A 22,595-nucleotide genomic window follows, 5' to 3' on the forward strand; every position below is an offset into this window, starting at 1 on the left:
GGCTAAAAGCCTTTATCTAGTTCAATATTTGTCACACATTTGACGCCAAGGATTCGACGCATTGATGCAGGATGTCGGTCCTTTATGCGGGCTGGTTGAACATTTCGTCTAAAAGACAGTCAGAGCATGACATCTCGCGGCCTAATGCAAGAACCGCCTCTCTCTTTGAACTAATTCGGTTAAATATATGAGCCCTATGAAACAGGCCAATTATTCCAGTCGCACAGCTGACAAGTTCGTAGTTCGTCTACCGGAAGGCATGCGCGAGCGTATTGCGGACGTCGCCAAACAGCACCACCGCAGCATGAACTCTGAAATCATTGCGCGTATTGAGCAGAGTCTGATTCAAGAAGGCGCGCTGGGTGATGAGCCAAGCCTGCGCCTGGACAGCCCGGAGCTTTCGCTTCATGAACGTGAGCTGTTGCAGCGCTTCCGTCAGTTGGCTCATCGCCAACAGAACGCGCTGGTTTCCCTGATTGCACATGACACTAGCCTGGCAAACGACGACGAATAAGTCGCGCAAGCCAGAGACTTAAAGGCCAGCGCTCTGCTGGCTTTTTTGTGCCTGAAATTCGGTTGAAACCTGGTCTGCGCGCATTAAAAACCGCCTTGAAGGCGGTTTCGATTGAAGCGATGGGTCAAAGCAAGAATACGGTCGCCAGCCCGAGAAAGATAAAGAACCCGCCACTGTCCGTCATGGCCGTGATCATCACACTGGCGCCCATGGCCGGATCGCGCCCGAGCCGCGCCAGGGTCATCGGGATCAGCACGCCCATCAACGCCGCCAATAGCAGATTCAATGTCATGGCGACGGTCATCACCACCCCAAGGGACCAACTGTTGTAGAGAAGATAAGCAACAATCCCTATCACCCCGCCCCACACCAGACCGTTGATGAGCGCAACGGCCAGCTCTTTGCGCATCAGGCGTGAGGTGTTGCCGGTGTTGACCTGATCAAGAGCCATGGCCCTAACGATCATGGTGATGGTCTGGTTGCCGGAGTTGCCCCCGATCCCCGCCACGATCGGCATCAATGCCGCCAGCGCCACCAGCTTCTCGATGGAGCCTTCGAACAGGCCGATCACACGTGAGGCGAGAAAGGCTGTAATCAGGTTGACCGCCAGCCAGGACCAGCGGTTGCGCAGCGAACGCCAGACCGAAGCGAAGATGTCTTCTTCTTCGCGCAGACCCGCCATGTTGAGCACTTCGGTCTCGCTCTCCTCGCGGATGAGGTCGACCATCTCGTCGATGGTCAAACGGCCGATGAGCTTGCCGTTCTTGTCGACCACCGGGGAGGAAATTAAGTCGTAACGCTCGAACGCCTGGGCGGCTTCATATGCATCGCCGTCAGGGTGGAAGCTCACCGGGTCGCTGGCCATGACCTCCGACACCTGCTTTTCGGGGTCGTTGACCAGCAGACGCTTGATGGGCAGAACGCCCTTGAGCACGCCATCGGAATCGACAACAAACAGCTTGTCGGTGTGGCCGGGCAGTTCTTTGAGACGGCGCAGATAACGCAGAACGACTTCCAGGCTGACATCCTCACGGATCGTCACCATCTCGAAGTCCATCAGGGCGCCGACCTGCTCCTCGTCGTAGGACAGAGCAGAGCGCACGCGCTCGCGCTGCTGACTGTCCAGCGCCTCCATCAGCTCATGGACGACATCGCGCGGCAGCTCTGGAGCAAGGTCGGCGAGCTCGTCGGCGTCCATTTCCTTGGCGGCGGCCAGCAGCTCATGATCGTCCATGTCGGCGATCAGGGTTTCCCGAACGGAGTCGGACACTTCGAGAAGGATGTCACCGTCACGCTCGGCCTTCACCAGCTGCCAGACCGTCAGACGGTCTTCGAGGGGAAGTGCTTCGAGGATGTAGGCAACGTCGGCAGAGTGCAGATCGTCGAGCTTACGCTGCAGCTCCACGAGGTTCTGCCGGTGAACGAGGTTTTCGACACGATCCTGGTGCTGGCCTTCCTGACGGTGTGTCAGGTCTTCGACGATGCGCTGACGCTGCAGCAAGTCGATGACTTGGGCGAGACGATCCTGAAGGCTTTCCTGCGTCTTTTTTACTTCGATTTGGGTCATAGGCGAACTCCACTCCCAGCAGTGGAACCCGCCAGAAGATCAATCAGTCGATTCTTGATTGGTGAAACTTAGTATTGAGTTGCTACTGGGTAAGTCCATGGAGGTAGTCCACAAGCCCCGGCGGGGCTGACGGCCGCAATCATACACCGCTTGCCGTGGCGGGAGGCTAAAAATTCAACCTGAAACAATCGGTTGCATCGCATCCCTAACCGTTGTCCGAGTCCCTGATATCGCGCCGTCACATCCGGCGAACAAAACTCGCTCGCCGTGAGAAATTCTCATCGCTACCCTTTGCGGACACAGGTCAGGGAGGACGTCGCGATGCCGCTGAACACTGAAAAGCTCTTCATCACTCTGCTACTGCTTTTGCCATTCGGCGTAGGTGCCTCCACCGTCAATCGCTGCCAGGATCAAAGCGGCAGCGTGACCTTCACCACGCTGAGCTGCCCCAGCGGCCAAACGACAACACCACAGGGTATCAACCCAGCATCAGGCATGACTTTCACGCCCCCTCCTCCAACTTCGAAAGCGGAGGAGACGAAAGATCGCAAAAGCCGAGAGGTGGTGGTCGTGGGTCAGCGCGATGATGGTTGCGGAAATATCCTGAGCGCAGAGCAGCGCCGCAAGGCAATCATCAATCGGCAGACGCCAACGGGGATGAGCAAACGTGATGTGGAAAATTTGCTCGGACGACCGGACAAGATCATCAGCCGGAACGCTGAAGTCCGATATGTGTATGAGGAAAAGAAGGGACGCAGCCGACAGGTGTCATTCGATGAGCACGGCTGTGTAAAAGGCAAACGCTAGAAAGCAAAAAGCCCGCATTTGCATGCGGGCTTTTCGTTTTATGGTGCACTCGACAGGATTCGAACCTGTGACCGCTCGGTTCGTAGCCGAGTACTCTATCCAGCTGAGCTACGAGTGCAGATGGTGCTTTTTAAACCAGTTCACCTCTGGGCATCGCATTTTACTTCTGGAAGTGAGTGGTGCTTCCGAAGACCTGTTGAAGCCAGGCTCTTTCTAACTTAAGACAGTTGCTTGTATCACTACAAGCAACGCTTAAATGGTGCACTCGACAGGATTCGAACCTGTGACCGCTCGGTTCGTAGCCGAGTACTCTATCCAGCTGAGCTACGAGTGCATTTGTTGCCGCGCATTATAGGCCGTCAAATCTCTTGGTCAAGCACTTTTTCTAGTAAATTCAACAACTTACCGATCAAGCCAGATTACAACGTACTACGCAAATAATGGCGGAGAACGGGGATTCGAACCCCCGACACCCTTTTGAGGTGTACTCCCTTAGCAGGGGAGCGCCTTCGGCCACTCGGCCAGCTCTCCGCAACACGGGGCGTATAATAACCACCCTTTTCCCCGTTTGCAAACCAAAAATTCAATAAAAATTAATGGCTTGGTTCTTCGTCCTTCTCTTTCTTTATACGCAGGTAAATCTCTTCGCGGTGAACAGCCACTTCCTTGGGCGCGTTGACCCCAATACGTACTTGATTGCCTTTTACGCCGAGCACGGTCACGGTGACTTCACCATCACCAATGATCAGACTTTCCGCGCACCGGCGAGTCAGAATCAGCATACCTATCTCCTTACGGCTTACATTCAAGGGACTACAGTCTGCACAGACAAACGGCATGATCCCGAGCCAGAGGCCGCAGGATCATGCCTCAGTATCGACCAGCGCCGGAAAAAGAATAGCGGCTTGCACACATCCACTCGCAGAAGGCGCGACCGAAATCGGGCCTTCTGTCCAAGGCTTACTCGCCCTGACGCGGTGCGTCGAGTTCGAAAGCGGTATGCAGTGCGCGCACGGCCAGCTCCAGGTACTTCTCTTCGATCACCACCGAGACCTTGATTTCGGATGTCGAGATCATCTGAATGTTGATGCTCTCCTTGGCCAGCGCTTCGAACATGCGGCTGGCAACACCGGCATGGGAACGCATGCCGACACCGACGATGGAAACCTTGGCGATCTTGGTGTCGCCAATGACTTCGCGCGCGCCGATTTCACTGGCGGTGTTCTGCAGAACCTGCAGCGCGGCCTGGTAATCATTGCGGTGAACGGTGAAGGTGAAATCGGTGGTGTTATCGTGCGAAACGTTCTGCACGATCATATCGACTTCGATGTTCGCGCCACTAATGGGACCGAGAATCTTAAACGCAACGCCCGGGGTGTCTGGCACGCCACGGATGGTCAGCTTGGCTTCGTCGCGGTTGAAGGCGATGCCCGAAATGATCGGCTGTTCCATGGATTCCTCTTCATCAATGGTAATGAGGGTGCCTGGACCCTCCTTGAAGCTGTGCAGTACGCGCAGCGGGACGTTGTACTTGCCGGCGAACTCGACCGCGCGGATCTGCAGGACCTTGGAGCCAAGGCTCGCCATCTCCAGCATTTCTTCGAAGGTGATCTTGTCCAGACGCTGGGCCTGCGACACAACACGCGGGTCAGTCGTGTAGACGCCATCGACGTCGGTGTAGATCTGGCATTCATCGGCTTTCAATGCCGCAGCCAGGGCCACGCCGGTGGTGTCGGACCCGCCACGACCCAGGGTCGTGATGTTGCCGTCTTCATCGACGCCCTGGAATCCGGCGACCACCACCACACGACCGGCCTTCAGGTCAGCGCGGATTTTCTGATCGTCGATCTGCAGAATACGCGCCTTGTTATGGGCGCTGTCGGTCAGGATGCGGACCTGATTGCCGGTATACGACACAGCCGGAACGCCGCGCTTGATCAGCGCCATGGCCAGTAGAGCAATGGTGACCTGCTCACCGGTGGAAACAATGACGTCCAGCTCGCGAGGCACCGGCTGATCGCTGATCTGCCGGGCCAGTTCGATCAGGCGATTGGTTTCGCCGCTCATGGCCGAAAGCACCACCACCAGATCATCGCCCGCATCACGGAATTTCTTGACCTTGTCGGCCACCTGTTCGATGCGCTCGACCGAGCCCACCGAGGTGCCGCCAAACTTTTGTACGATTAAAGCCATCTCAAAGCCGCCTCAGCCCATGAAGGGCGCCCGTTATCATTCAAACCGCGAAGCGCCGGGACCCGAATGACGGGCCCCGGGTGGGTCGACTTAAATACCTTGCTCGGCGAACGGAACAGCCAGTGCCAGCGCTGCTTCGAGTCCGGCAGCATCAACACCGCCGCCTTGCGCCATGTCAGGACGACCGCCGCCTTTACCGCCTACTGCGGCAGCCGCCTGCTTCATCAAATCACCGGCTTTGAGTTGGCCAGTCAGGTCTTTGGTGACGCCTGCCACCAGCACGACCTTGTCTTCATGCACCCCGCCGAGCAGGATCACTGCGCGGCCGAGCTTGTTCTTCAATTGATCAACCAGGGCCAGCAGCGCCTTGCCATCCTGACCGTCGAGACGGGCAGCGAGAACCTTGGCGCCCTTGACGTCCACTGCCGACCCTGACAGATCGTCGCCCGCAGCACTGGCCGCCTTGGCCTGCAGTTGTTCCAGCTGTTTTTCCAGCAGCCGATTGCGTTCCAGCACCGCCGACAGCTTGTCCAGAACGTTGTCACGATTGCCTTTGACCAGGTTCGCGGCTTCCTTCAGTTGTTCTTCAGCCGCGTTCAGGTATTCCAGTGCCACGGCGCCGGTCACCGCTTCGATACGGCGCACGCCGGCGGCCACACCGCTTTCGCTGATGATCTTGAACAGCGCGATGTCGCCGGTGCGGTTGGCGTGAATGCCGCCGCACAGCTCGACCGAGAAACCGCCGCCCATGCTCAGCACGCGGACGTTGTCGCCGTACTTCTCGCCGAACAACGCCATGGCGCCCTTCTGCTTGGCGGTCTCGATGTCGGTTTCTTCAGTTTCGACGGCCGTGTTCTTGCGCACTTCGGCGTTGACGATGTCTTCAAGCGCCTTGATCTGCTCGGGCTTGATGGCTTCGAAGTGGCTGAAGTCGAAACGCAGGCGCTGACTGTCGACCAGCGAGCCTTTCTGCTGGACGTGATCGCCCAGCACTTGGCGCAATGCAGCGTGCAGCAGGTGCGTGGCGGAGTGGTTCAGCGAAGTGGCCTGGCGCACTTCGGCAGCCACTTCGGTGCTGACGGTGGTGCCGACTTTCAGGCTGCCCGACACTTGAACGCCGTGGTGCAGGAACGCGCCGCCGGTCTTGGTGGTGTCGCTCACGTCGAAGCGCGCATCGCCCACGGTCAGGTAACCGCTGTCGCCAATCTGGCCGCCGGACTCTGCGTAGAACGGAGTCTGGTCGAGGATGACCACGCCGTCCTCGCCTTCACTCAATTGCTCGACCGCGAGGCCGTCTTTGTACAGGGCGACGACCTTGGCCTCGCCTGCGGTGGCTTTGTAACCGGTGAACTGCGTGGCCACGTCAACCTTGACCAGGCTGTTGTAGTCCATGCCGAAGGAACTGGCGGAACGCGCACGTTCACGCTGGGCGTCCATCTCACGCTCGAAACCGGCCTCGTCGAGGGTCAGGTTGCGTTCGCGGGCGATGTCGCCGGTCAGGTCCATCGGGAAACCGTAGGTGTCGTACAGCTTGAAGACCACGTCGCCGGGGACGATGGTGCCCTTGAGTTCGGCGAGATCCTGCTCGAGGATCTTCAAGCCCTGCTCCAGGGTCTTGGCGAACTGCTCTTCTTCGGCCTTCAGCACGCGCTCGATGTGCGCCTGCTGGTTCTTCAGCTCGGGGAAGGCTTCGCCCATTTCGGCGACCAGTGCAGCGACGATCTGGTAGAAGAAGCTGCCCTTGGCGCCCAGCTTGTTGCCGTGACGGCAGGCACGACGAATGATGCGGCGCAGCACGTAGCCGCGGCCTTCGTTGGACGGCAGCACGCCGTCGGCAATCAGGAAGCCGCACGAGCGGATGTGGTCGGCGACGACTTTCAGGGACGCCTGATTGTCGTTGCTGCAGCCGATGGCTTTGGCAGCGGCGGCCAACAGGCTCTGGAACAGGTCGATTTCGTAATTGGAATTGACGTGTTGCAGGACGGCGCTGACGCGCTCAAGGCCCATGCCGGTGTCGACCGATGGCGCTGGCAGCGGGTGAAGCACGCCGTCGGCCGTGCGATTGAACTGCATGAACACGTTGTTCCAGATCTCGATGTAACGGTCGCCGTCTTCTTCCGGCGAACCCGGCGGGCCGCCCCAGATGTCGGCGCCGTGGTCGTAGAAGATCTCGGTGCATGGGCCGCACGGGCCGGTGTCGCCCATGGTCCAGAAGTTGTCGGAGGCGTAAGGCGCGCCTTTATTGTCACCGATGCGCACCATGCGCTCGGCCGGCACGCCGATCTCTTTGGTCCAGATGTCGTAGGCTTCGTCGTCCGAGGCGTAAACCGTGACCCAGAGCTTTTCCTTGGGCAGGTTCAGCACGCCGGTGAGGAAGGTCCACGCGTAGGTGATCGCGTCGCGCTTGAAATAATCACCGAAGCTGAAGTTGCCCAGCATTTCGAAGAAGGTGTGGTGGCGCGCGGTGTAGCCGACGTTTTCCAGGTCGTTGTGCTTGCCACCGGCACGTACGCACTTCTGGCTGCTGACGGCGCGGGTGTAGGCCCGTTTTTCCTGGCCGAGGAAGCAATCCTTGAACTGGTTCATGCCTGCGTTGGTGAACAGCAGGGTCGGGTCGTTGCCCGGGATCAGGGAGCTGGAGGCGACTCGGGTGTGGCCTTGCTCTTCGAAGAAGCGAAGGAAGGCTTCACGGATTTCTGCGCTTTTCATAGGTTCTTCCACGGGAACTGCGGCCTGGCACATGCATAGCGTCGTTCGACGCAGCGACGGCAAAGGGCCGCATTATATAGGCGTTGTACGCTCGGTACAGCGTGTTATTCGATAGAAACCGGCAATCGGGCCGATCACCCGATCAGCGAACGCCAAATTCGGCAAAGGCCGCAACGACCTTGTCCAGATGCGCAGCCGTCACATCAAGATGGGTGACCATGCGCAACCGCGGCGCAGCGCTCAGCACGATACCGCGCTCGGCACACAGAGCTTTGAGCGCCTGGGCACGATCGCCGATCTGCACGTAAACCATGTTGGTCTGCACCGGCTCGACGTTAAAACCGAGGTCTGCAAGCGCTTTGCCCAGAGCGGTGGCATTGGCGTGATCGTCGGCCAGGCGCTCGACCTGATGCTCCAGCGCGTACAGCCCCGCTGCCGCCAGGAGACCGGCCTGACGCATACCGCCGCCGACCATCTTGCGCAGACGCCGGGCCTTGGCGATGAACTCACTTGAGCCGCACAGCACCGAGCCGACCGGCGCGCCGAGCCCTTTGGACAGGCACACCGACACCGAATCGAAATGGCGGGTGATCTCATGCGCGTCCACCCCCAGCTTGACAGAGGCGTTGTACAAGCGAGCGCCGTCCAGGTGCAGGCTGAGGCCTTTTTCGCGGGTAAATGCCCGGGCCGCCGCGAGGTATTCCATCGGCAGAACCTTGCCCTGCATGGTGTTTTCCAAGGCCAGCAACCGGGTGCGGGCGAAATGAAAATCGTCGGCCTTGATGGCGGCAGCCACTTGATCCAGGTCCAGCGATCCGTCCGCCTGGTTGTCGAGGGGCTGAGGCTGGATCGAGCCGAGCACCGCCGCCCCGCCGCCTTCATATTTGTAGGTGTGTGCCTGCTGGCCGACGATGTATTCGTCGCCCCGTTCACAGTGGGCCATGAGGCCGAGCAGGTTGCTCATGGTGCCGGTCGGCACGAACAGCGCGGCGGCAAAACCGAGACGCTCGGCCAGCCACGATTCCAGCCGATTGACCGTCGGGTCTTCGCCGTACACGTCATCGCCAAGGGGCGCGCCGGCCATGGCGTCGCGCATGCCGGCGGAGGGTTGGGTCACGGTGTCACTGCGCAGATCGATAACCGCCACGATGAAGCTCCCAATGATTAGGGTCGAGCCTCAGTTCTGAGGCCCGGGGCACCGATAATCAAGGCTTGGGGCGGGAATGCCAATACGCCTTATAAGAAAAGCTGATGAAAACCATCAAAAAGGCTCCAAGCGAATCCGGGAAATGTATGTTACAAACTGCACGCCGACGCGAAACGCCGTTGGCAACGTTCTCAGGGCGGGGTGCGATTCCCCACCGGCGGTAATGGCGCGCAATGCGTCTAGCCCGCGAGCGCTTGCGCCGAGCTAAGGCTCGATGCAAGGTCAGCAGACCCGGTGTGATCCCGGGGCCGACGGTCATAGTCCGGATGAAGAGAGAACGGGACTGGCACAACAGGATCGTTTCGAGACAGCTCCAGGCGCTTGGCGTCGGGGACGGTTTCGCACGTACCCTGGCATCCCATTCGATCCAAAACGCCCTGTTTTTTTCATTAAACAGGAGTCAGAACACATGCAACCTACCGCCATTCACGCTCACGAGCGCATCGCTTTCATTCAAGCCTGCTGGCACAAGGAAATCGTCGATCAAGCGCGTAAAGGGTTTGTCGCCGAGATGGCGCAACACGGTTACGCCGAGACCGACATCGATTTCTTTGAAGTCGGCGGCGCGTTCGAAATCCCGCTTCACGCCAAATTGCTCGCCAAGTCGGGTCGCTACGGCGGCGTCGTGGCGGCCGGTCTGGTGGTCGACGGTGGTATCTATCGCCACGAGTTCGTTGCGCAGTCGGTGATCAGCGCGCTGATGCAGGTTCAGCTGGAAACCGAAGTGCCGGTGTTCTCGGTCGTGCTGACCCCGCACCACTTCCACGCGGGTGAAGAGCACCAGAAGTATTTCTTCGACCACTTCGTGCACAAAGGCCAGGAAGCCGCCAAAACGTGCGCCGACACGCTGACAAAACTGCGTGCAGTGCGTCGGGTGGGTGAGGTGCAGAAAGCGGCGGGTTGATCAAACCGACGGCAGTACATCCGCCAGAAAATTAGCGGATGTACCGGCCCCTGTGGGAGTGACCGGGGTGGCGCTCCACCTTGCTCACGAAGACGGCATTCCAGCCGCTAGAAATGTAGCGGATGTACCGGCCTCTTCGCGAGCAAGCTCGCTCCCACAGTTCGGTCTTCGGCGGGACAGCTACTGGCGCGTCACGCCAATGTCTCGTCCGTCGCCGGCACGATCAGAATCCCCGCCCGCAGTCCGTTTTTGACGTTCGGGTTGGGGAAGATGATCCGGGCGCCCTCTTCTTCTATCACCCAGCGTGAATCGGCCAGGTCTTCGGCCAGCACGTAGCCTTTTTCCAGTTCCGTGAAGTTCTCGATGTCCGCCGGCAGGTGCAGGCGGAAGGCGTCGCTGTGCTTGATGATCTCCCGGGCCACGCTGAACAGCTGCAAGCCATCCAGATCGGCAGGCTGATCGGCGTTGGTGCCAGCGATCAGGTGTTCGAGGCAGGACTTCAGCTTGTCCAGATTGACCTGCTGGTTCTGCCCGAACGGGCGCGCCTTGCCCAGTTCCAGGGTGAAGGCTTCGGCGTCGAGCTTGTCGTAGGTGTAGGCGCTGAACACGATCGACGCCTTGTTCTGCAGGAGCACCGCTTCCATGCCCGCCGTGCGCAAACGGGCGAGTTCACGGCGGGAGTGGGCGCGACCTTCTTTCCACGGGTACAGCGCGAACTGCTCGATTCTGGAGCCGCGAATCGCCGTGTGCAGGTCGTAGTGCAGGCGATAGCGGCCCGGAATATTGAAGAAGCTGGCGGCCAGACGCTCGAGTTCGCAGGCGCGCAAGGCTTCGCTGCCGCCGCTGTGCTCGTGACGGCCGTTGAACAGCCGGTTGACGTCCTGCTCGACGTATCGCTCGCCGCGACGCATCGCTTCGGGGTTGCCAAACAGGAACAGAATACGCGCGCGAGGCTTGAGTTCGCCCCGGGCGATGGCGTGAATCAGCGTGTCGAGCAGTTCGATCGGCGCGGTTTCATTGCCGTGGATGCCGGCGGACAGCAGCAGGTCGGTGCCATTGTCGCGTGCTTCGGGAGGCCGGACTTCCAGCGCCCCCTCAGCGAGCCAGCGCATGCGAACGCCGTCGACGGTCAGCTGAGTCTTTTCCGCGGGTTCGCGACCCGCGAGGGTCAGTTCAAGCAGTTTGCCGAGGGCGAGCATGGGGAAGCTTCCTGCGCAGGCTTAGTCGTGGGTGCAGTCTGGGCCGTGCACGTGGCCTTCTTCGTCGTCGCCGCTCATGTCAGCCGGCTCCATTTCCAGCTGCAGGCTGACCAGGTTGGTCGCCAATGGACGCAGCAGCAGGTTGGCGTATTCGGCATCGCCTTCTTCGACGTCAACGCCGATCAGCAACTGGCCACGGCCGTCCTGTTGAATCCAGACCTCTTTGCCCTGCCAGATAACGGCAAGACGGGTGCAGGACGTTTCCAGCTGAGTGCCGTCGGTGTCTTCAAGGATCAAACGCAGCGCGTCGGTCATGGCAAAACTCTCTCTGTAAAAGCAAAAACATCGTCGCCTGACGCCGCTCGGGCGCAGGCGTAACGGATGGGGTGCATCAGTTGATCTGGAAAGGATAGACCGCGCCCAGTTTCAGGTGCTGCGTCAGCTCGTCCAGCGCCGTGCGGCATTCGGTCAGCAACTGCGGATCGGCCAGATCACTGTCGCTCATGCGGTCGCGATAGTGCTTGTCGACCCACTGCGTCAGCGTGTCGTACAGCGGCGCGGTCATGATAACGCCTGGATTGACCGCCGCCAGTTCGGTTTCATTCAAGGCCACGCGAAGACGCAGGCACGCCGGGCCGCCGCCGTTCTGCATGCTCTGCTTGAGGTCGAACACCTTGACCTCGCGAATAGGGCTGTCGTCCGCCAGCAGGCGCTGCAGGTAATGCCACACGCGCTCGTTGCTGCGGCACTCTTCCGGCACGATCAACAGCATCGAACCGTCGGCACGGGACAGCAACTGGCTGTTGAACAGGTACGAACGCACCGCGTCTTCCACCGCCACTTCACTGCGCGGCACGCAAATGGCCTGGAAGCGACCGCCGCGTTGACCGAGTTTGGCGTGCAAGTCGGCGAGCATGGGCTCGGTATTGAGGAACGCATCTTCGTGGAAGAACAGAACTTCACCGTTGCCCACCGAGATCACGTCGTTGTGAAACACGCCCTGATCGATGACGGCCGGGTTCTGCTGGGCGAAGACCACGCCCTCGGCGCTCAGGCCATGCAAACGCGCAACGGCCTGGGACGCTTCGAGGGTCTGGCGTGCCGGGTATTTCTGCGGCGCGGGGAAACGGCTGTCGAACGCAGCGCGGCCGTAAACGAAGAACTCGACGCCGGGCTCCCCGTAGCTGCGGCAGAAGCGCGTGTGGTTGGCAGCGCCTTCGTCACCGAACTGGGCAACGGCAGGCAGCGCCGCGTGGTGGGCGAAATGCTGCTGATCGGCGAACATCGCGCCAAGCACGCGGCTGGTGGTCGGGTGCTCGATGCTGCGGTGGTATTTGCAGTTGAGGTTGGCGGCGGTGAAATGCACGCGGCCGTCGGCGGTGTCGGCGCTGGGGCTGACCGTGGCGGCGTTGGCCACCCACATGCTCGACGCCGAGCAACTGGCGGCCAGCAGCGGCATCGACTCTTTGGCCGCGCGCTCGATGACCTGTGCGTCGCTGCCGCTGAAGCCCAGCTTACGCAGACCGGCCACATCGGGACGTTCGTGGGGGGCCAGCACGCCCTGGGCAAAACCCATCTCCATCAGCGCTTTCATCTTGGCCAGCCCCTGCAAAGCGGCCTCGCGCGGATTCGAGGATTGCTGGCAGTTGTTCTGGGACGCGACGTTGCCGTAGGACAGCCCACCGTAGTTGTGGGTCGGGCCCACTAGACCGTCAAAGTTGACTTCACAGGATTTCATCGGTGAGGCTCCGTGGATCTGTTTTTATGTGCACATTCTTCGAAGTGCGCGGCGCTATCAAGGAGCGCGGTCAGTTCAGGGTGATGCCGGGCGTCAGGCTGGCAGGCAGCGCCAGGGTTTCGGTCTCCAGCGACGCCACCGGGTACGCGCAATAATCCGCCGCGTAGTAGGCGCTGGCGCGATGGTTGCCCGAGGCGCCGACACCGCCGAACGGTGCCGTACTCGCCGCGCCGGTCAGTTGCTTGTTCCAGTTGACGATGCCTGCACGGCTATGCAGCCAGAACTGCTGATAGCGCGCCTGGGAATCCGACAACAGCCCCGCCGCCAACCCGTACTGCGTGGCGTTGGCCTCTTCGATGGCTGCGTCGAAATCAGCGTAGCGAATCACCTGCAACAGCGGCCCGAACAGTTCCTCATCCTCACGATCTGCCACGTCACTGACGTCGATGATGCCCGGCGTCAGCAGCGCCGATTGCGCGGCAGGCTGGGCCATTTCAAGCAGGGCAACTGCGCCGTTGGCCAGCATCACTTCCTGGGCATCGATCAGTGCCTGCGCAGCGGCCAGGGAAATCACCGAGCCCATGAACGGCGCCGGCTGTTGATCGAAGGCGCCGACCTGAATGGTCGAGGTCACCTCAACCAGCCGCGCCAGGAATGCATCGCCCCAGGCACCTTGGGGCACCAGCAGGCGGCGGGCACAGGTGCAGCGCTGGCCGGCAGAAATAAAGGCTGATTGAATCACGGTGTAGACCGCGGCATCGACGTCGGCGACCTGATCGACCACCAGCGGGTTATTGCCGCCCATTTCCAGCGCAAGAATCTTGTCCGGGCGACCGGCGAACTGTTGATGCAGGGAATTGCCGGTGCGGCTGGAACCGGTGAAGAACAAGCCGTCGATGCCTGAATGGCCGGCCAGTGCGATGCCGGTGTCCCGCGCGCCTTGCAGCAGATTGAGCACGCCCGCCGGCAGACCGGCCTCGATCCAGCATTGCACGGTCAGTTCGGCGACGTTGGGGGTCAGTTCGCTGGGTTTGAACACCACGGTATTGCCCGCCAGCAGCGCCGGGACGATGTGGCCGTTAGGCAAGTGACCCGGGAAATTGTAAGGACCAAACACCGCCACCACGCCGTGGGGTTTGTGTCGCAGCACGGCGGTGGCGTCGCCTAGCGGGCCGCTCTTCTCCCCGGTCCGCTCGCGGTAGCTTTGAATGGAGATCGCCACTTTGTTGGCCATGCTGGTGACCTCAGTCGCCGATTCCCACAGTGGCTTGCCAGTTTCCTCACCGATGCAACGGGCGATTTCATCGGCGCGGTTCTTCAGCGCAGCGGCGAAGGCTTCAAGCACAGCAATGCGCTCGTCCAGGCTGCGCGTCGCCCAGGCCGGAAACGCCTGACGGGCCGATTTGACCGCCGCATCAACCTGTTCCGCCGTTGCGCTTTTGCCCGACCAGATCACTTGCTGGGTCACAGGGTTCAGGGAATCGAATACGTCGCCCTGGCCGTCCTGCCAGGCACCGCCGATATACAACGTGTTCATCAAATACTCTCCCGGGCAGGCGACAGTGGCACGGCGCGAACCTGATCACCGGCGCTGAGGCGCAAGCGCTTGGCGGTCTGTGGATCGACCACCAGGGTGCCGGCGGCGAAACGCGCAGGGGCAGCGGTCACGCGGCAGTCTTCGCGCTTGCGGTTGTGGATAAGGAAGGGCGTCGCGTCGTCACCCGGCGTGCCGACGGCCAGCACCAGCGCCTGGCTGTCGCGGACCGCGCGGATCTTGCTGGTTTCGCATTCGATGGCCGGGCCGGCGTCGAAGATGTCGACGTATCCCTGATAGCTGAAGCCTTCAGCCTTGAGCATGGCCAGCGCCGGTTCGGTGCTGACGTGCACGCGGCCGATGACCTCGCGCGCGGCTTCTGAGAGGAAGCAGCTGTACAGCGGAAACTTGGGCATCAGCTCGGCAATGAACGCGCGGTTGCCGACTCCGGTGAGGTAGTCGGCCTGGCTGAATTCCATTTTGAAGAAGTGCCGACCCAGGCTTTCCCAGAACGGCGAATGACCCTGCTCGTCGGAGATGCCGCGCATTTCAGCGATGGTCTTGGTGCCGAACAGCTCCGGAAACTCGGCAATGAACAGCATCCGCGCCTTGGACAGCAAGCGGCCATTGAGGCCATTGCGGTAGTCGGCGTGAAGGAACAGCGAGCACAGCTCGGAGTTGCCGGTGAGGTCGTTGGCCAGAAACAGCGTCGGGATCTCGCGGTAGATGTTCAGCTCTTGGGACGCGCTGACCGTCAGGCCCACCCGGTAGTTGTACCAGGGCTCGCGCAGCCCCACAGCGCCGGCGACCGCAGAAATGCCGACGACTTTCTCGTCGTCATCCTCGAGCACGAACAGGTAATCAGCATCGCCCCGCCCCGCCTCGCCACGGAAGGTTTTCTCGGCCCAGCCGACCCGGTGCGCCAGACGCTCTTCATTGGCCGGCAAGGTGGTCAGGCCTGCGCCGGTGCTGCGCGCCAGCTCGATCAGCGCCGGAAGGTCACTGCTGCGTACGGGACGAACGATCATGCTTTCTCCTCATGCCGGGGTTCTGCAACCCCCGGCGAACTCGCTAACCTGCTTTACGGCGTCGGCCTGCCATTGCATCGCCGTTCGCCGTCAACTCATCTCAACCCAACTTGACCCGGTTGTCAGACCGCGACGATGCGCACACTGGCGCCTTCGCCGACACCCAGCGCTTCGGCCGCAGTCAGACTCAAAGCGACCGGCTTGCCGGGCACCCAGTCCAGTTCCAGCATGACCGCGCGGTAATCCTGCAACTGGCCATTGGAAACCAGATAAGGCCGCCCGCCCTTGACCGCATCACCGGTACTGACCGTGTCGACCTTGACCGGCACGACGCGGCTCTGGGCGATGGAACGAATGCCCGAGACCCGCGCGTGCAGGGTCGGCCCGCCGTCGAAGATGTCGATGTAATGATCGGTCTCGAAGCCTTCGCGCATCAGGATGTCGAAGGTGATCTGCGCGCGCGGATGGACCTGGCCCATGGCCTCTTGGGCTTCATCGGGCAGCAGCGGCACATAGATCGGGTAATGGGGCATCAGCTCGGCGAGGAAGGTCCGGCTTTTCAGCCCGCACAGGCGCTCGGCTTCGGCGTAGTTGATGTCGAAGAAGTTGCGCCCGATGGCGTCCCAGAACGGCGAGTCGCCGTGGTCGTCGCTGTAACCGACGATCTCAGTGACTACTGAGTCGGCAAAGCGCTCCGGGTGGCCGGCGACGAACAGCAGACGGCCGCGGGAGTTGAGCTCCGACCACAGCGTACCGACCAGTTCGGGCAGCACGTAGAAGCTGGTCAGCAGGCTGTTGCCGGTAAGGTCGTGGCACTGCGAGAGCACGTGAATCTTGTTGTGGATCTTCAGTTCACGGGAGGCGTGGACGAAGGTTTCGTTGCGAAAGCTGTAGAACGGCTCGGAGTACCCCGCCGAGGCGACGATCCCTGAACAGCCCACCAGGCGGCCCGCTTCTGTGTCTTCGAGGACAAAGAAGTAGGTCTCTTCACCGTTGAAACTGACTTCCGCCGCGAACGAGGCTTCGGACGCAGCAATCTTGTCACTCAGACGTCCAGCGTCATCCGGCAGGGACGTGACACCAATCGGGCTGTCTGCCGCGAGTCGTTGAACCTCGCTCAGATCCGCCATTTGCGCGGGGCGCATCACCAGCATGGTGTCACTCCTTGAGAAAAAATCGGGCCGGTATTCCGGCACAGGAAAAAACAAAAAGTGAAGCGTGCCCGACCTTGTAGGTGTGGGCTTGCGGGAGCGCCCGGGGTGGCGCTCCCACAGGTGGCTTATGCCGCCGTCAGCTTGGCAACCGCCCGTTCGAAGCGGTTCAGGCCTTCTTCGATGTCGGCGTCTTCCACCACCAGACTCGGGGCGAAACGCACCACGTCGGGACCGGCCTGGAGCACCATCACGCCTTCCTGTTCGGCGGCGTTGAAGAAGTCTTTGGCTTTGCCTTTCCAGGCGTCGGTCAATACGCAACCGATCAACAGGCCCATGCCGCGCACCTGGCTGAACACGCCGTATTGCTGACCGATCTTCTCCAGACGCGCCTTGAACAATTCATGCTTGGCCTTCACGCCCGCCAGCACTTCCGGGGTATTGACCACATCGATGACCGCTTCGCCGACTGCGCACGCCAGCGGGTTGCCGCCGTAGGTGGTGCCGTGAACGCCAACGGCCAGGTGCTTGGCGAGTTTTTCAGTGGTGAGCATGGCCGCCATCGGGAAGCCGCCGCCGATGCTTTTCGCGCTGGAGAGGATGTCCGGCGTCACCCCGTAATGCATGTAAGCGAACAGATGACCGCTGCGCCCCATGCCGCTCTGAACTTCGTCGAAGACCAGCAGCGCGTTGTGGTCGTCGCACAATTTGCGTGCGCCTTGCAGGTATTCGAGTTCGGCAGGCAGTACGCCGCCCTCGCCCTGGATCGGCTCCAGCACCACCGCGCAGGTCTTGTCCGAGACAGCGGCTTTCAGCGCGTCAAGGTCATTGAAAGGGACGTGGGTGATGCCGGTGATTTTCGGCCCGAAGCCGTCGGAGTATTTCGGCTGACCGCCGACGCTCACCGTGAACAGGGTACGACCGTGAAAACTGTTCAGGGCAGCGACGATTTCGTACTTGTCCGGGCCGTACAGATCGTGGGCCACGCGGCGGGCCAGTTTGAAAGCGGCTTCGTTGGCTTCCGCGCCGGAGTTACAGAAGAACACGCGGTCGGCAAAGGTGGCGTCAACCAGCTTCTTGGCAAAACGCAGCGCCGGTTCGTTGGTGAAGACGTTGGAGACGTGCCACAGCTTGTTGGCCTGTTCGGTCAGCGCGCCCACCAGCGCCGGGTGCGCGTGGCCCAGCACGTTGACCGCGATGCCGCCGGAGAAATCAACCAGTTCGCGACCCGACTGATCCCAGACGCGAGAACCCTGACCGCGCACGGGGATGAACGCTGCCGGGGCATAGTTGGGGACCATCACCTGGTCGAAATCGGCACGTTGCACCGGTACTTGCTCAACGGACATCGGAGTCTCCTGAAGAGGAACGCCTGCCTGGGACAGGCGAGCGATGGAAGGATTGTAAGGACTGATTCGGGCCGGGCCTTGCCGCCAAGCGACAACTTCTTACAGCGCCAAACCGGCTTTTTACGGGGTTTGCGGCAATGCGACAAATTGCGTCACAAAGGCGCAGTTTAACCGGTGGCGTGCGCGTATTGCAGTGCAGGATCGAAACAGCCCAGGGCTAATGCTCAACCACGCTCGGCGGGCACCGACGACAATTCGAATGGGCTGCTGCTGCGACGCTGGTTGCGGTCTTCACGGGGTGTGGCGCCGAAGAAGTTGCGGTAGGCGCTGGAGAAATGCGGCCCCGAGGAGAACCCGCAGGACAGGCCGATCTGAATGATCGACTTGCTGGTCTGCATCAGCATCTGGCGCGCCTTGTTCAAGCGCAGTTCGAGGTAATACTGGCTCGGCACGCGATTGAGGTATTGCTTGAAGATGCGTTCCAGTTGACGTCGCGAGACGCACACGTGCTGGGCGATTTCGTCGGTGGTCAGCGGCTCTTCGATGTTGGCTTCCATCAACAGCACCGCCTGGGTCAGCTTCGGGTGGCTGGAACCCAGACGGTTCTGCAACGGAATCCGCTGACGCTCGCCGCCCTCACGGATGCGCTCCACCACCAATTCTTCCGACACCGCGCCGGCCAGCTCGGCGCCATGATCACGGGCCAGCACCGCGAGCAACAGATCCAATACGGACATCCCGCCGCAGGCCGTCAGGCGATCGCGATCCCAATCGAACAGATGACTGGTGGCGATGACCTTGGGGAAGCGTTCCGCAAAATCGTCCTGCCAGCGCCAGTGCACCGCGGCACGGTAACCGTCGAGCAAACCCAGCTGCGCCAGTGGATACACACCCGCCGACAACCCGCCGATCACGCAACCGGCGCGGACCAGCTGCTTGAGCGCGCCACCGAGGGCCGAAGACATCGGCGCCGGCGGCTCGTCGGCCAGCAGAAACAGCTTCTGAAACCCCTCCAGACGACCGACCCACGGCTCGCCCGGCAATTGCCAGCCGGTGCCATCAGTTGGCGGCTCGGCCTGCAGAAACGACAGTTCGTAAACCACTTCGGGGTGAACGCGCTGAGCAACACGCAGGGCTTCCTCCGCCAGCGCCAGGGTCAAGGCTTTGGTGCCGGGCCAGATGAGAAATCCGATTCGATGGGCAGTCATGGCGTGCAATCCGAAACGTGTCGCTAAAAGGGGTCGCACGCCTGGCATGCGATGGGATTCTGTAACCTTCAGTCAATGGCTGCGGTCTGAATGACGCGCAGCATGAACCGTTCTGAAGCAAAACGCACCGCTCTCACATGGCGGGCTCGCTACTTCAAACTGCCGGACAGGAACTGCTGCAAACGCTCGGATTTCGGATTGACCAGCACTTCACGGGGATTGCCACTTTCTTCGACCAGGCCCTTGTGCAGGAAGATCAACTGGTTCGACACTTCACGGGCGAAGCCCATTTCGTGGGTCACCACCACCATGGTCCGGCCTTCCTGGGCCAGCGCCTGCATGACTTTCAGCACGTCGCCGACCAGCTCGGGGTCCAGCGCGGAAGTCGGTTCGTCAAACAGCATGACTTCCGGCTCCACCGCCAGCGCCCGGGCAATCGCCACTCGCTGCTGTTCGCCGCCGGACATGTGCCCTGGGTAAGCGTCCTTGCGGTGATAAACGCCGACCTTGTTCAGATAATGTTCGGCCTTTTCCAAGGCCTCTTTCTTCGGCACGCCCAGGACATGCACTGGCGCTTCGATGATGTTTTCCAGTGCGGTCATGTGCGACCACAGGTTGAAGTGCTGGAACACCATCGACAGGCGCGAACGCATGCGCTGCAGCTGTTTCGGATCAGCTGCCTTCAGACCACCGTTCTTGTTGGAGACGAGTTTCAGCTCTTCATTGTTGAGCAGGATGCGCCCTGATTTCGGCTGCTCCAGCAAGTTGATGCAGCGCAGAAAGGTGCTTTTACCCGAGCCGCTGGAACCGATGATGCTGATGACATCACCAGCCTTGGCGGTCAGCGAGACGCCTTTCAGCACTTCGTGACTGCCATAGCACTTGTGCAGGTCCTGGACTTCCAGTTTGTTCATGATGTCGGTTCTCACAAGTAATCAGTCACTGAGCAGGCGGCCGCTGCGCAACGGTGTGCGGCCGGCCACTTTGGCCATCCAGAAACCCGGCTGGGCGTAACGCAGTTTTTCGATGGCGAACAGCACCCCGGCGGTGCCGGCACAAACGGTGGTGGCGCGATCGGTCAACGGGTCGATGACTTCGAACAGCGGCTCGCCTGATTCGACCCAGGCCCCCGCCGGACGCAAGAAAGTCAGCACGCCGGGATGGGGTGCGTAAATCATTTCGGTGCCTTCGAACGGCATGCCTTCGCACGCTTCATGGCCAGCTTGCGGCCAGTCGCCACTGATCAGGCCCTGCTCGGCGAGAAACGCCAGAATGCCCTCGGCGTAGGCCTCGGCTTCAGCCTTGCCGGTGTTGGTCTGGCCGCCCAGTTCCAGAGTGGTCGCCAGGCAGGCCAGCGGGATCTGCGCGTCCGGGAACTGCTTGGACAAACGCAGCCACGGCAACGAACAGGCTTCGTCGAACGAACTGCCGCCGGAATCTTCAGCCAGCAGCGCAACCGTGACCCCCAGATGCGCCGACAGCGAACGCCATTGCGGCCAGTGCTGGGGCAAGGCGTACATGTGCAGCGAAGCGTCGGTGTCGCAATGCAGGTCCAGCACCACGTCGGCGTTGCAGGCGTGACCCAGCAAGACGCGCTGCATGCCGGCCAGTTCGCTGCCCGCCGGCGGTAACTGCTCAAGCACGTCGGCCATGGCCTGACGAACCAGTTTGACGTTGGCGTGGGGGTCGTCACCGAGCTTGCCTGCCAGCGCCTGAGCCACCGGCTCGCTCAATTCGGTGAAATCGCGATTGAAATTCTTGCCACTGCCGTACTCGAAACGGCCCTGATGGTTGCCCTGCAGCAACTGGCCCAGACCGATCGGATTGGCGACCGGCACCAGCTCGATGACGCCCTTGAGCAGGCCCTGTTCTTCCAGCTGGGTCAGGCGTTTCTTCAATTCCCAGGCGGTGCGCATGCCCGGCAGCTCATCGGCGTGCAGGCTGGCCTGAATGTAGGCCTTGCGCTCGCCCTGACCGAAACGGAACACACTCAGGGTGCGCTGGGTGCCGAGGTTGCCCCACGGCAAATCGTGATCGATGCGCTGCATATCAGTGCTTCCTCGGGGCGAGGTAACTGAGCCAGCGGCGCTCGGCCAGCTTGAACAGTTTCACCAGAATGAACGTCAGGCACAGGTAGAAAACGCCTGCGGTGATGTAGGCCTCGAACGGCAGGTAGAACTGGGCGTTCACAGCGCGCGCCGCACCGGTGATGTCCATCAGCGTGACGATGGACGCCAGACTGGTGGTCTGCAGCATCATGATCACTTCGTTGCTGTACTGCGGCAGCGCCCGGCGCAGGGCCGACGGCAGCAGAATGCGGCGGTACATTTTGGCTTTCGACATGCCCATCGCTCGCGCCGCCTCGATCTCGCCCGGCGGCGTGGACTTCAGGCTGCCGGCGATGATTTCAGCGGTGTAGGCGCTGGTGTTGATGGCGAAGGCCAGGCACGCACAGAACGTCGCGCTCGACAGCCACGGCCACAGAATGCTTTCGCGCACCGCTTCGAATTGCGCCAGACCGTAGTAGATCAGGAACAGCTGCACCAGCATCGGCGTGCCGCGAATGACGTAGGTATAACTCCAGGCCAGCAGATTGACCCAGGCGATTTTCGACACGCGCATCAGGCCCAGTGGCAGTGCAGCGAGCAGGCCGAAAAACAGCGAGAGCGCGAGCAGTTTGAGGGTGATCAGCAGGCCGCCGAAATACAGCGGCAGGCTTTCCCAGACGACGTTGTAATCGAAAATCATAGGTCTGCCACCCTTACGCCGGCCGAGTAACGTTTTTCGACGTAGCGCAGTACCAGCAGCGAGACACTGGTGATCACCAGGTACATGGCCGCGACTGCGAGGAAGAAAGTGAAGGGCTCGCGGGTGGCATCGGCCGCCTGCTTGGCCTTGAACATCATGTCCTGCAGACCGACCACGGAAATCAGCGCGGTGGCCTTGGTCAGTACCAGCCAGTTATTGGTGAAACCGGGGATCGCCAGACGGATCATCTGTGGAACCAGAATGCGGAAGAACACCCGGCCACTGCTCATGCCGTAGGCCATGCCCGCTTCGGCCTGGCCTTTCGGGATGGCCATGAACGCGCCGCGGAAGGTCTCCGACAGGTACGCGCCAAAAATGAAACCCAGCGTGCCGATGCCGGCCACCAGCGGGTTCAGGTCAATGTAGTCGTCGTGACCGAGCAACGGTGCAACGCGGTTGAGCAGGTCCTGACCGCCGTAGAAAATCAGCAGAATCAGCACCAGATCGGGAATGCCGCGGATCACGGTGGAGTACAGATCGCCCAGCCAGGCCAGCCAGCGCACCGGCGACAGCCGCAATGCCACGCCGATCAGGCCGAGCACGATCGCCAGCGCCATGGAGCACAGAGCGAGCTGCAAGGTCAGCCATGCACCGTCGAGGATGACGGCTCCGTAACCTTTCAACATGTTGTTTGGCCCTCAAGCGCGGGATAGAAAAATGGCGCAATTAGTCGGTGCGG

Annotated in this window: 20 protein-coding genes, 3 tRNA genes and 1 riboswitch; of the genes, 3 read left to right on the forward strand and 20 right to left on the reverse strand. The window is 61.0% G+C overall.

Annotated features, from left to right (window positions below; all coding sequences use genetic code 11):
- Positions 1-187: 187 nt before the first annotated feature.
- Positions 188-514 carry an Arc family DNA-binding protein gene (locus JN403_RS22745; RefSeq protein WP_065986187.1) on the forward strand — a complete coding sequence of 109 codons (327 nt, stop codon included), beginning with the start codon at positions 188-190 and terminating at the stop codon, positions 512-514.
- Positions 515-638: 124 nt separating this feature from the next.
- Here the strand turns inward: JN403_RS22745 and mgtE are convergent, their stop codons facing one another.
- Positions 639-2,081: a magnesium transporter gene (gene mgtE / locus JN403_RS22750; protein ID WP_122537562.1), complete on the reverse strand. Its 1,443-nt coding sequence runs from the start codon at positions 2,079-2,081 to the stop codon at positions 639-641.
- A 321-nt stretch (positions 2,082-2,402) separates the two neighbouring features.
- On the opposite strand from mgtE, the gene JN403_RS22755 reads away from it, so the two are divergent.
- On the forward strand, positions 2,403-2,888 hold the full coding sequence (locus tag JN403_RS22755) for a DUF4124 domain-containing protein (RefSeq protein ID WP_122537561.1): 486 nt from the start codon (positions 2,403-2,405) through the stop codon (positions 2,886-2,888).
- A 41-nt stretch (positions 2,889-2,929) separates the two neighbouring features.
- Here the strand turns inward: JN403_RS22755 and JN403_RS22760 are convergent.
- From JN403_RS22760 to ltaE, 7 genes are all read right to left on the reverse strand, one after another.
- Positions 2,930-3,006, reverse strand: a tRNA-Arg gene (locus JN403_RS22760).
- A gap of 139 nt (positions 3,007-3,145) precedes the next feature.
- Positions 3,146-3,222, reverse strand: a tRNA-Arg gene (locus JN403_RS22765).
- Positions 3,223-3,329: 107 nt separating this feature from the next.
- Positions 3,330-3,419 (reverse strand) — tRNA-Ser (locus tag JN403_RS22770).
- Between the two features lie 62 nt (positions 3,420-3,481).
- Positions 3,482-3,670, reverse strand: coding sequence for a carbon storage regulator CsrA (gene csrA, locus JN403_RS22775; protein ID WP_122537560.1), 189 nt, complete (start codon positions 3,668-3,670; stop codon positions 3,482-3,484).
- 178 nt (positions 3,671-3,848) lie between these two features.
- Positions 3,849-5,081, reverse strand: coding sequence for an aspartate kinase (locus tag JN403_RS22780; protein ID WP_122537559.1), 1,233 nt, complete (start codon positions 5,079-5,081; stop codon positions 3,849-3,851).
- Between the two features lie 90 nt (positions 5,082-5,171).
- The gene (gene alaS, locus JN403_RS22785) at positions 5,172-7,790 is read right to left on the reverse strand and encodes an alanine--tRNA ligase (protein WP_205484433.1); all 2,619 of its coding nucleotides are present in this window, start codon (positions 7,788-7,790) and stop codon (positions 5,172-5,174) included.
- A gap of 142 nt (positions 7,791-7,932) precedes the next feature.
- Entirely contained in the window at positions 7,933-8,937 is a 1,005-nt protein-coding gene (ltaE, locus tag JN403_RS22790; protein WP_205484434.1) for a low-specificity L-threonine aldolase, read from the reverse strand.
- A gap of 183 nt (positions 8,938-9,120) precedes the next feature.
- A riboswitch (FMN riboswitch) is annotated at positions 9,121-9,280 on the forward strand.
- A gap of 126 nt (positions 9,281-9,406) precedes the next feature.
- Between ltaE and JN403_RS22795 the strand changes: the two genes are divergently transcribed.
- The gene (locus JN403_RS22795) at positions 9,407-9,901 is read left to right on the forward strand and encodes a 6,7-dimethyl-8-ribityllumazine synthase (RefSeq protein WP_205484435.1); all 495 of its coding nucleotides are present in this window, start codon (positions 9,407-9,409) and stop codon (positions 9,899-9,901) included.
- Positions 9,902-10,092: 191 nt separating this feature from the next.
- On the opposite strand, the gene astE is transcribed toward JN403_RS22795, so the two are convergent.
- The 12 genes from astE to JN403_RS22855 form a co-directional block, all read right to left on the reverse strand.
- Positions 10,093-11,100 carry a succinylglutamate desuccinylase gene (gene astE / locus JN403_RS22800; protein ID WP_122624635.1) on the reverse strand — a complete coding sequence of 336 codons (1,008 nt, stop codon included), beginning with the start codon at positions 11,098-11,100 and terminating at the stop codon, positions 10,093-10,095.
- Between the two features lie 21 nt (positions 11,101-11,121).
- Positions 11,122-11,415, reverse strand: a complete 294-nt coding sequence (locus JN403_RS22805; RefSeq protein WP_065986195.1) for a topoisomerase II — start codon at positions 11,413-11,415, stop codon at positions 11,122-11,124.
- Between the two features lie 76 nt (positions 11,416-11,491).
- Complete coding sequence (gene astB, locus JN403_RS22810) at positions 11,492-12,838, reverse strand: N-succinylarginine dihydrolase (RefSeq protein WP_205484436.1); 1,347 nt, start codon at positions 12,836-12,838, stop codon at positions 11,492-11,494.
- Between the two features lie 70 nt (positions 12,839-12,908).
- Positions 12,909-14,378: a succinylglutamate-semialdehyde dehydrogenase gene (astD, locus tag JN403_RS22815; RefSeq protein ID WP_205484437.1), complete on the reverse strand. Its 1,470-nt coding sequence runs from the start codon at positions 14,376-14,378 to the stop codon at positions 12,909-12,911.
- Positions 14,375-15,400, reverse strand: a complete 1,026-nt coding sequence (gene astA, locus JN403_RS22820; protein ID WP_065986198.1) for an arginine N-succinyltransferase — start codon at positions 15,398-15,400, stop codon at positions 14,375-14,377. The genes astD and astA overlap by 4 nt, the downstream gene beginning before the upstream one ends.
- A gap of 122 nt (positions 15,401-15,522) precedes the next feature.
- The gene (gene aruF / locus JN403_RS22825; RefSeq protein ID WP_122537551.1) at positions 15,523-16,554 is read right to left on the reverse strand and encodes an arginine/ornithine succinyltransferase subunit alpha; all 1,032 of its coding nucleotides are present in this window, start codon (positions 16,552-16,554) and stop codon (positions 15,523-15,525) included.
- Positions 16,555-16,679: 125 nt separating this feature from the next.
- A complete protein-coding gene (locus JN403_RS22830) occupies positions 16,680-17,900 on the reverse strand; it encodes an aspartate aminotransferase family protein (protein WP_205484438.1) in 1,221 nt (406 codons plus the stop codon).
- A 224-nt stretch (positions 17,901-18,124) separates the two neighbouring features.
- Positions 18,125-19,108, reverse strand: a complete 984-nt coding sequence (gene argR, locus JN403_RS22835) for a transcriptional regulator ArgR (RefSeq protein WP_122537549.1) — start codon at positions 19,106-19,108, stop codon at positions 18,125-18,127.
- Positions 19,109-19,257: 149 nt separating this feature from the next.
- Positions 19,258-20,022: an ATP-binding cassette domain-containing protein gene (locus JN403_RS22840; protein ID WP_122537825.1), complete on the reverse strand. Its 765-nt coding sequence runs from the start codon at positions 20,020-20,022 to the stop codon at positions 19,258-19,260.
- Between the two features lie 21 nt (positions 20,023-20,043).
- A complete protein-coding gene (locus JN403_RS22845; RefSeq protein WP_205484439.1) occupies positions 20,044-21,156 on the reverse strand; it encodes a succinylglutamate desuccinylase/aspartoacylase family protein in 1,113 nt (370 codons plus the stop codon).
- A gap of 1 nt (position 21,157) precedes the next feature.
- The gene (locus JN403_RS22850) at positions 21,158-21,856 is read right to left on the reverse strand and encodes an ABC transporter permease (protein ID WP_122537547.1); all 699 of its coding nucleotides are present in this window, start codon (positions 21,854-21,856) and stop codon (positions 21,158-21,160) included.
- Positions 21,853-22,542, reverse strand: coding sequence for an ABC transporter permease (locus JN403_RS22855; protein WP_122537546.1), 690 nt, complete (start codon positions 22,540-22,542; stop codon positions 21,853-21,855). Before JN403_RS22855 ends, JN403_RS22850 begins: the two co-directional genes overlap by 4 nt.
- Positions 22,543-22,595: the final 53 nt, after the last annotated feature.

This window comes from Pseudomonas sp. 15A4, assembly GCF_016925575.1.
In the GTDB taxonomy this organism is placed as follows: domain Bacteria; phylum Pseudomonadota; class Gammaproteobacteria; order Pseudomonadales; family Pseudomonadaceae; genus Aquipseudomonas.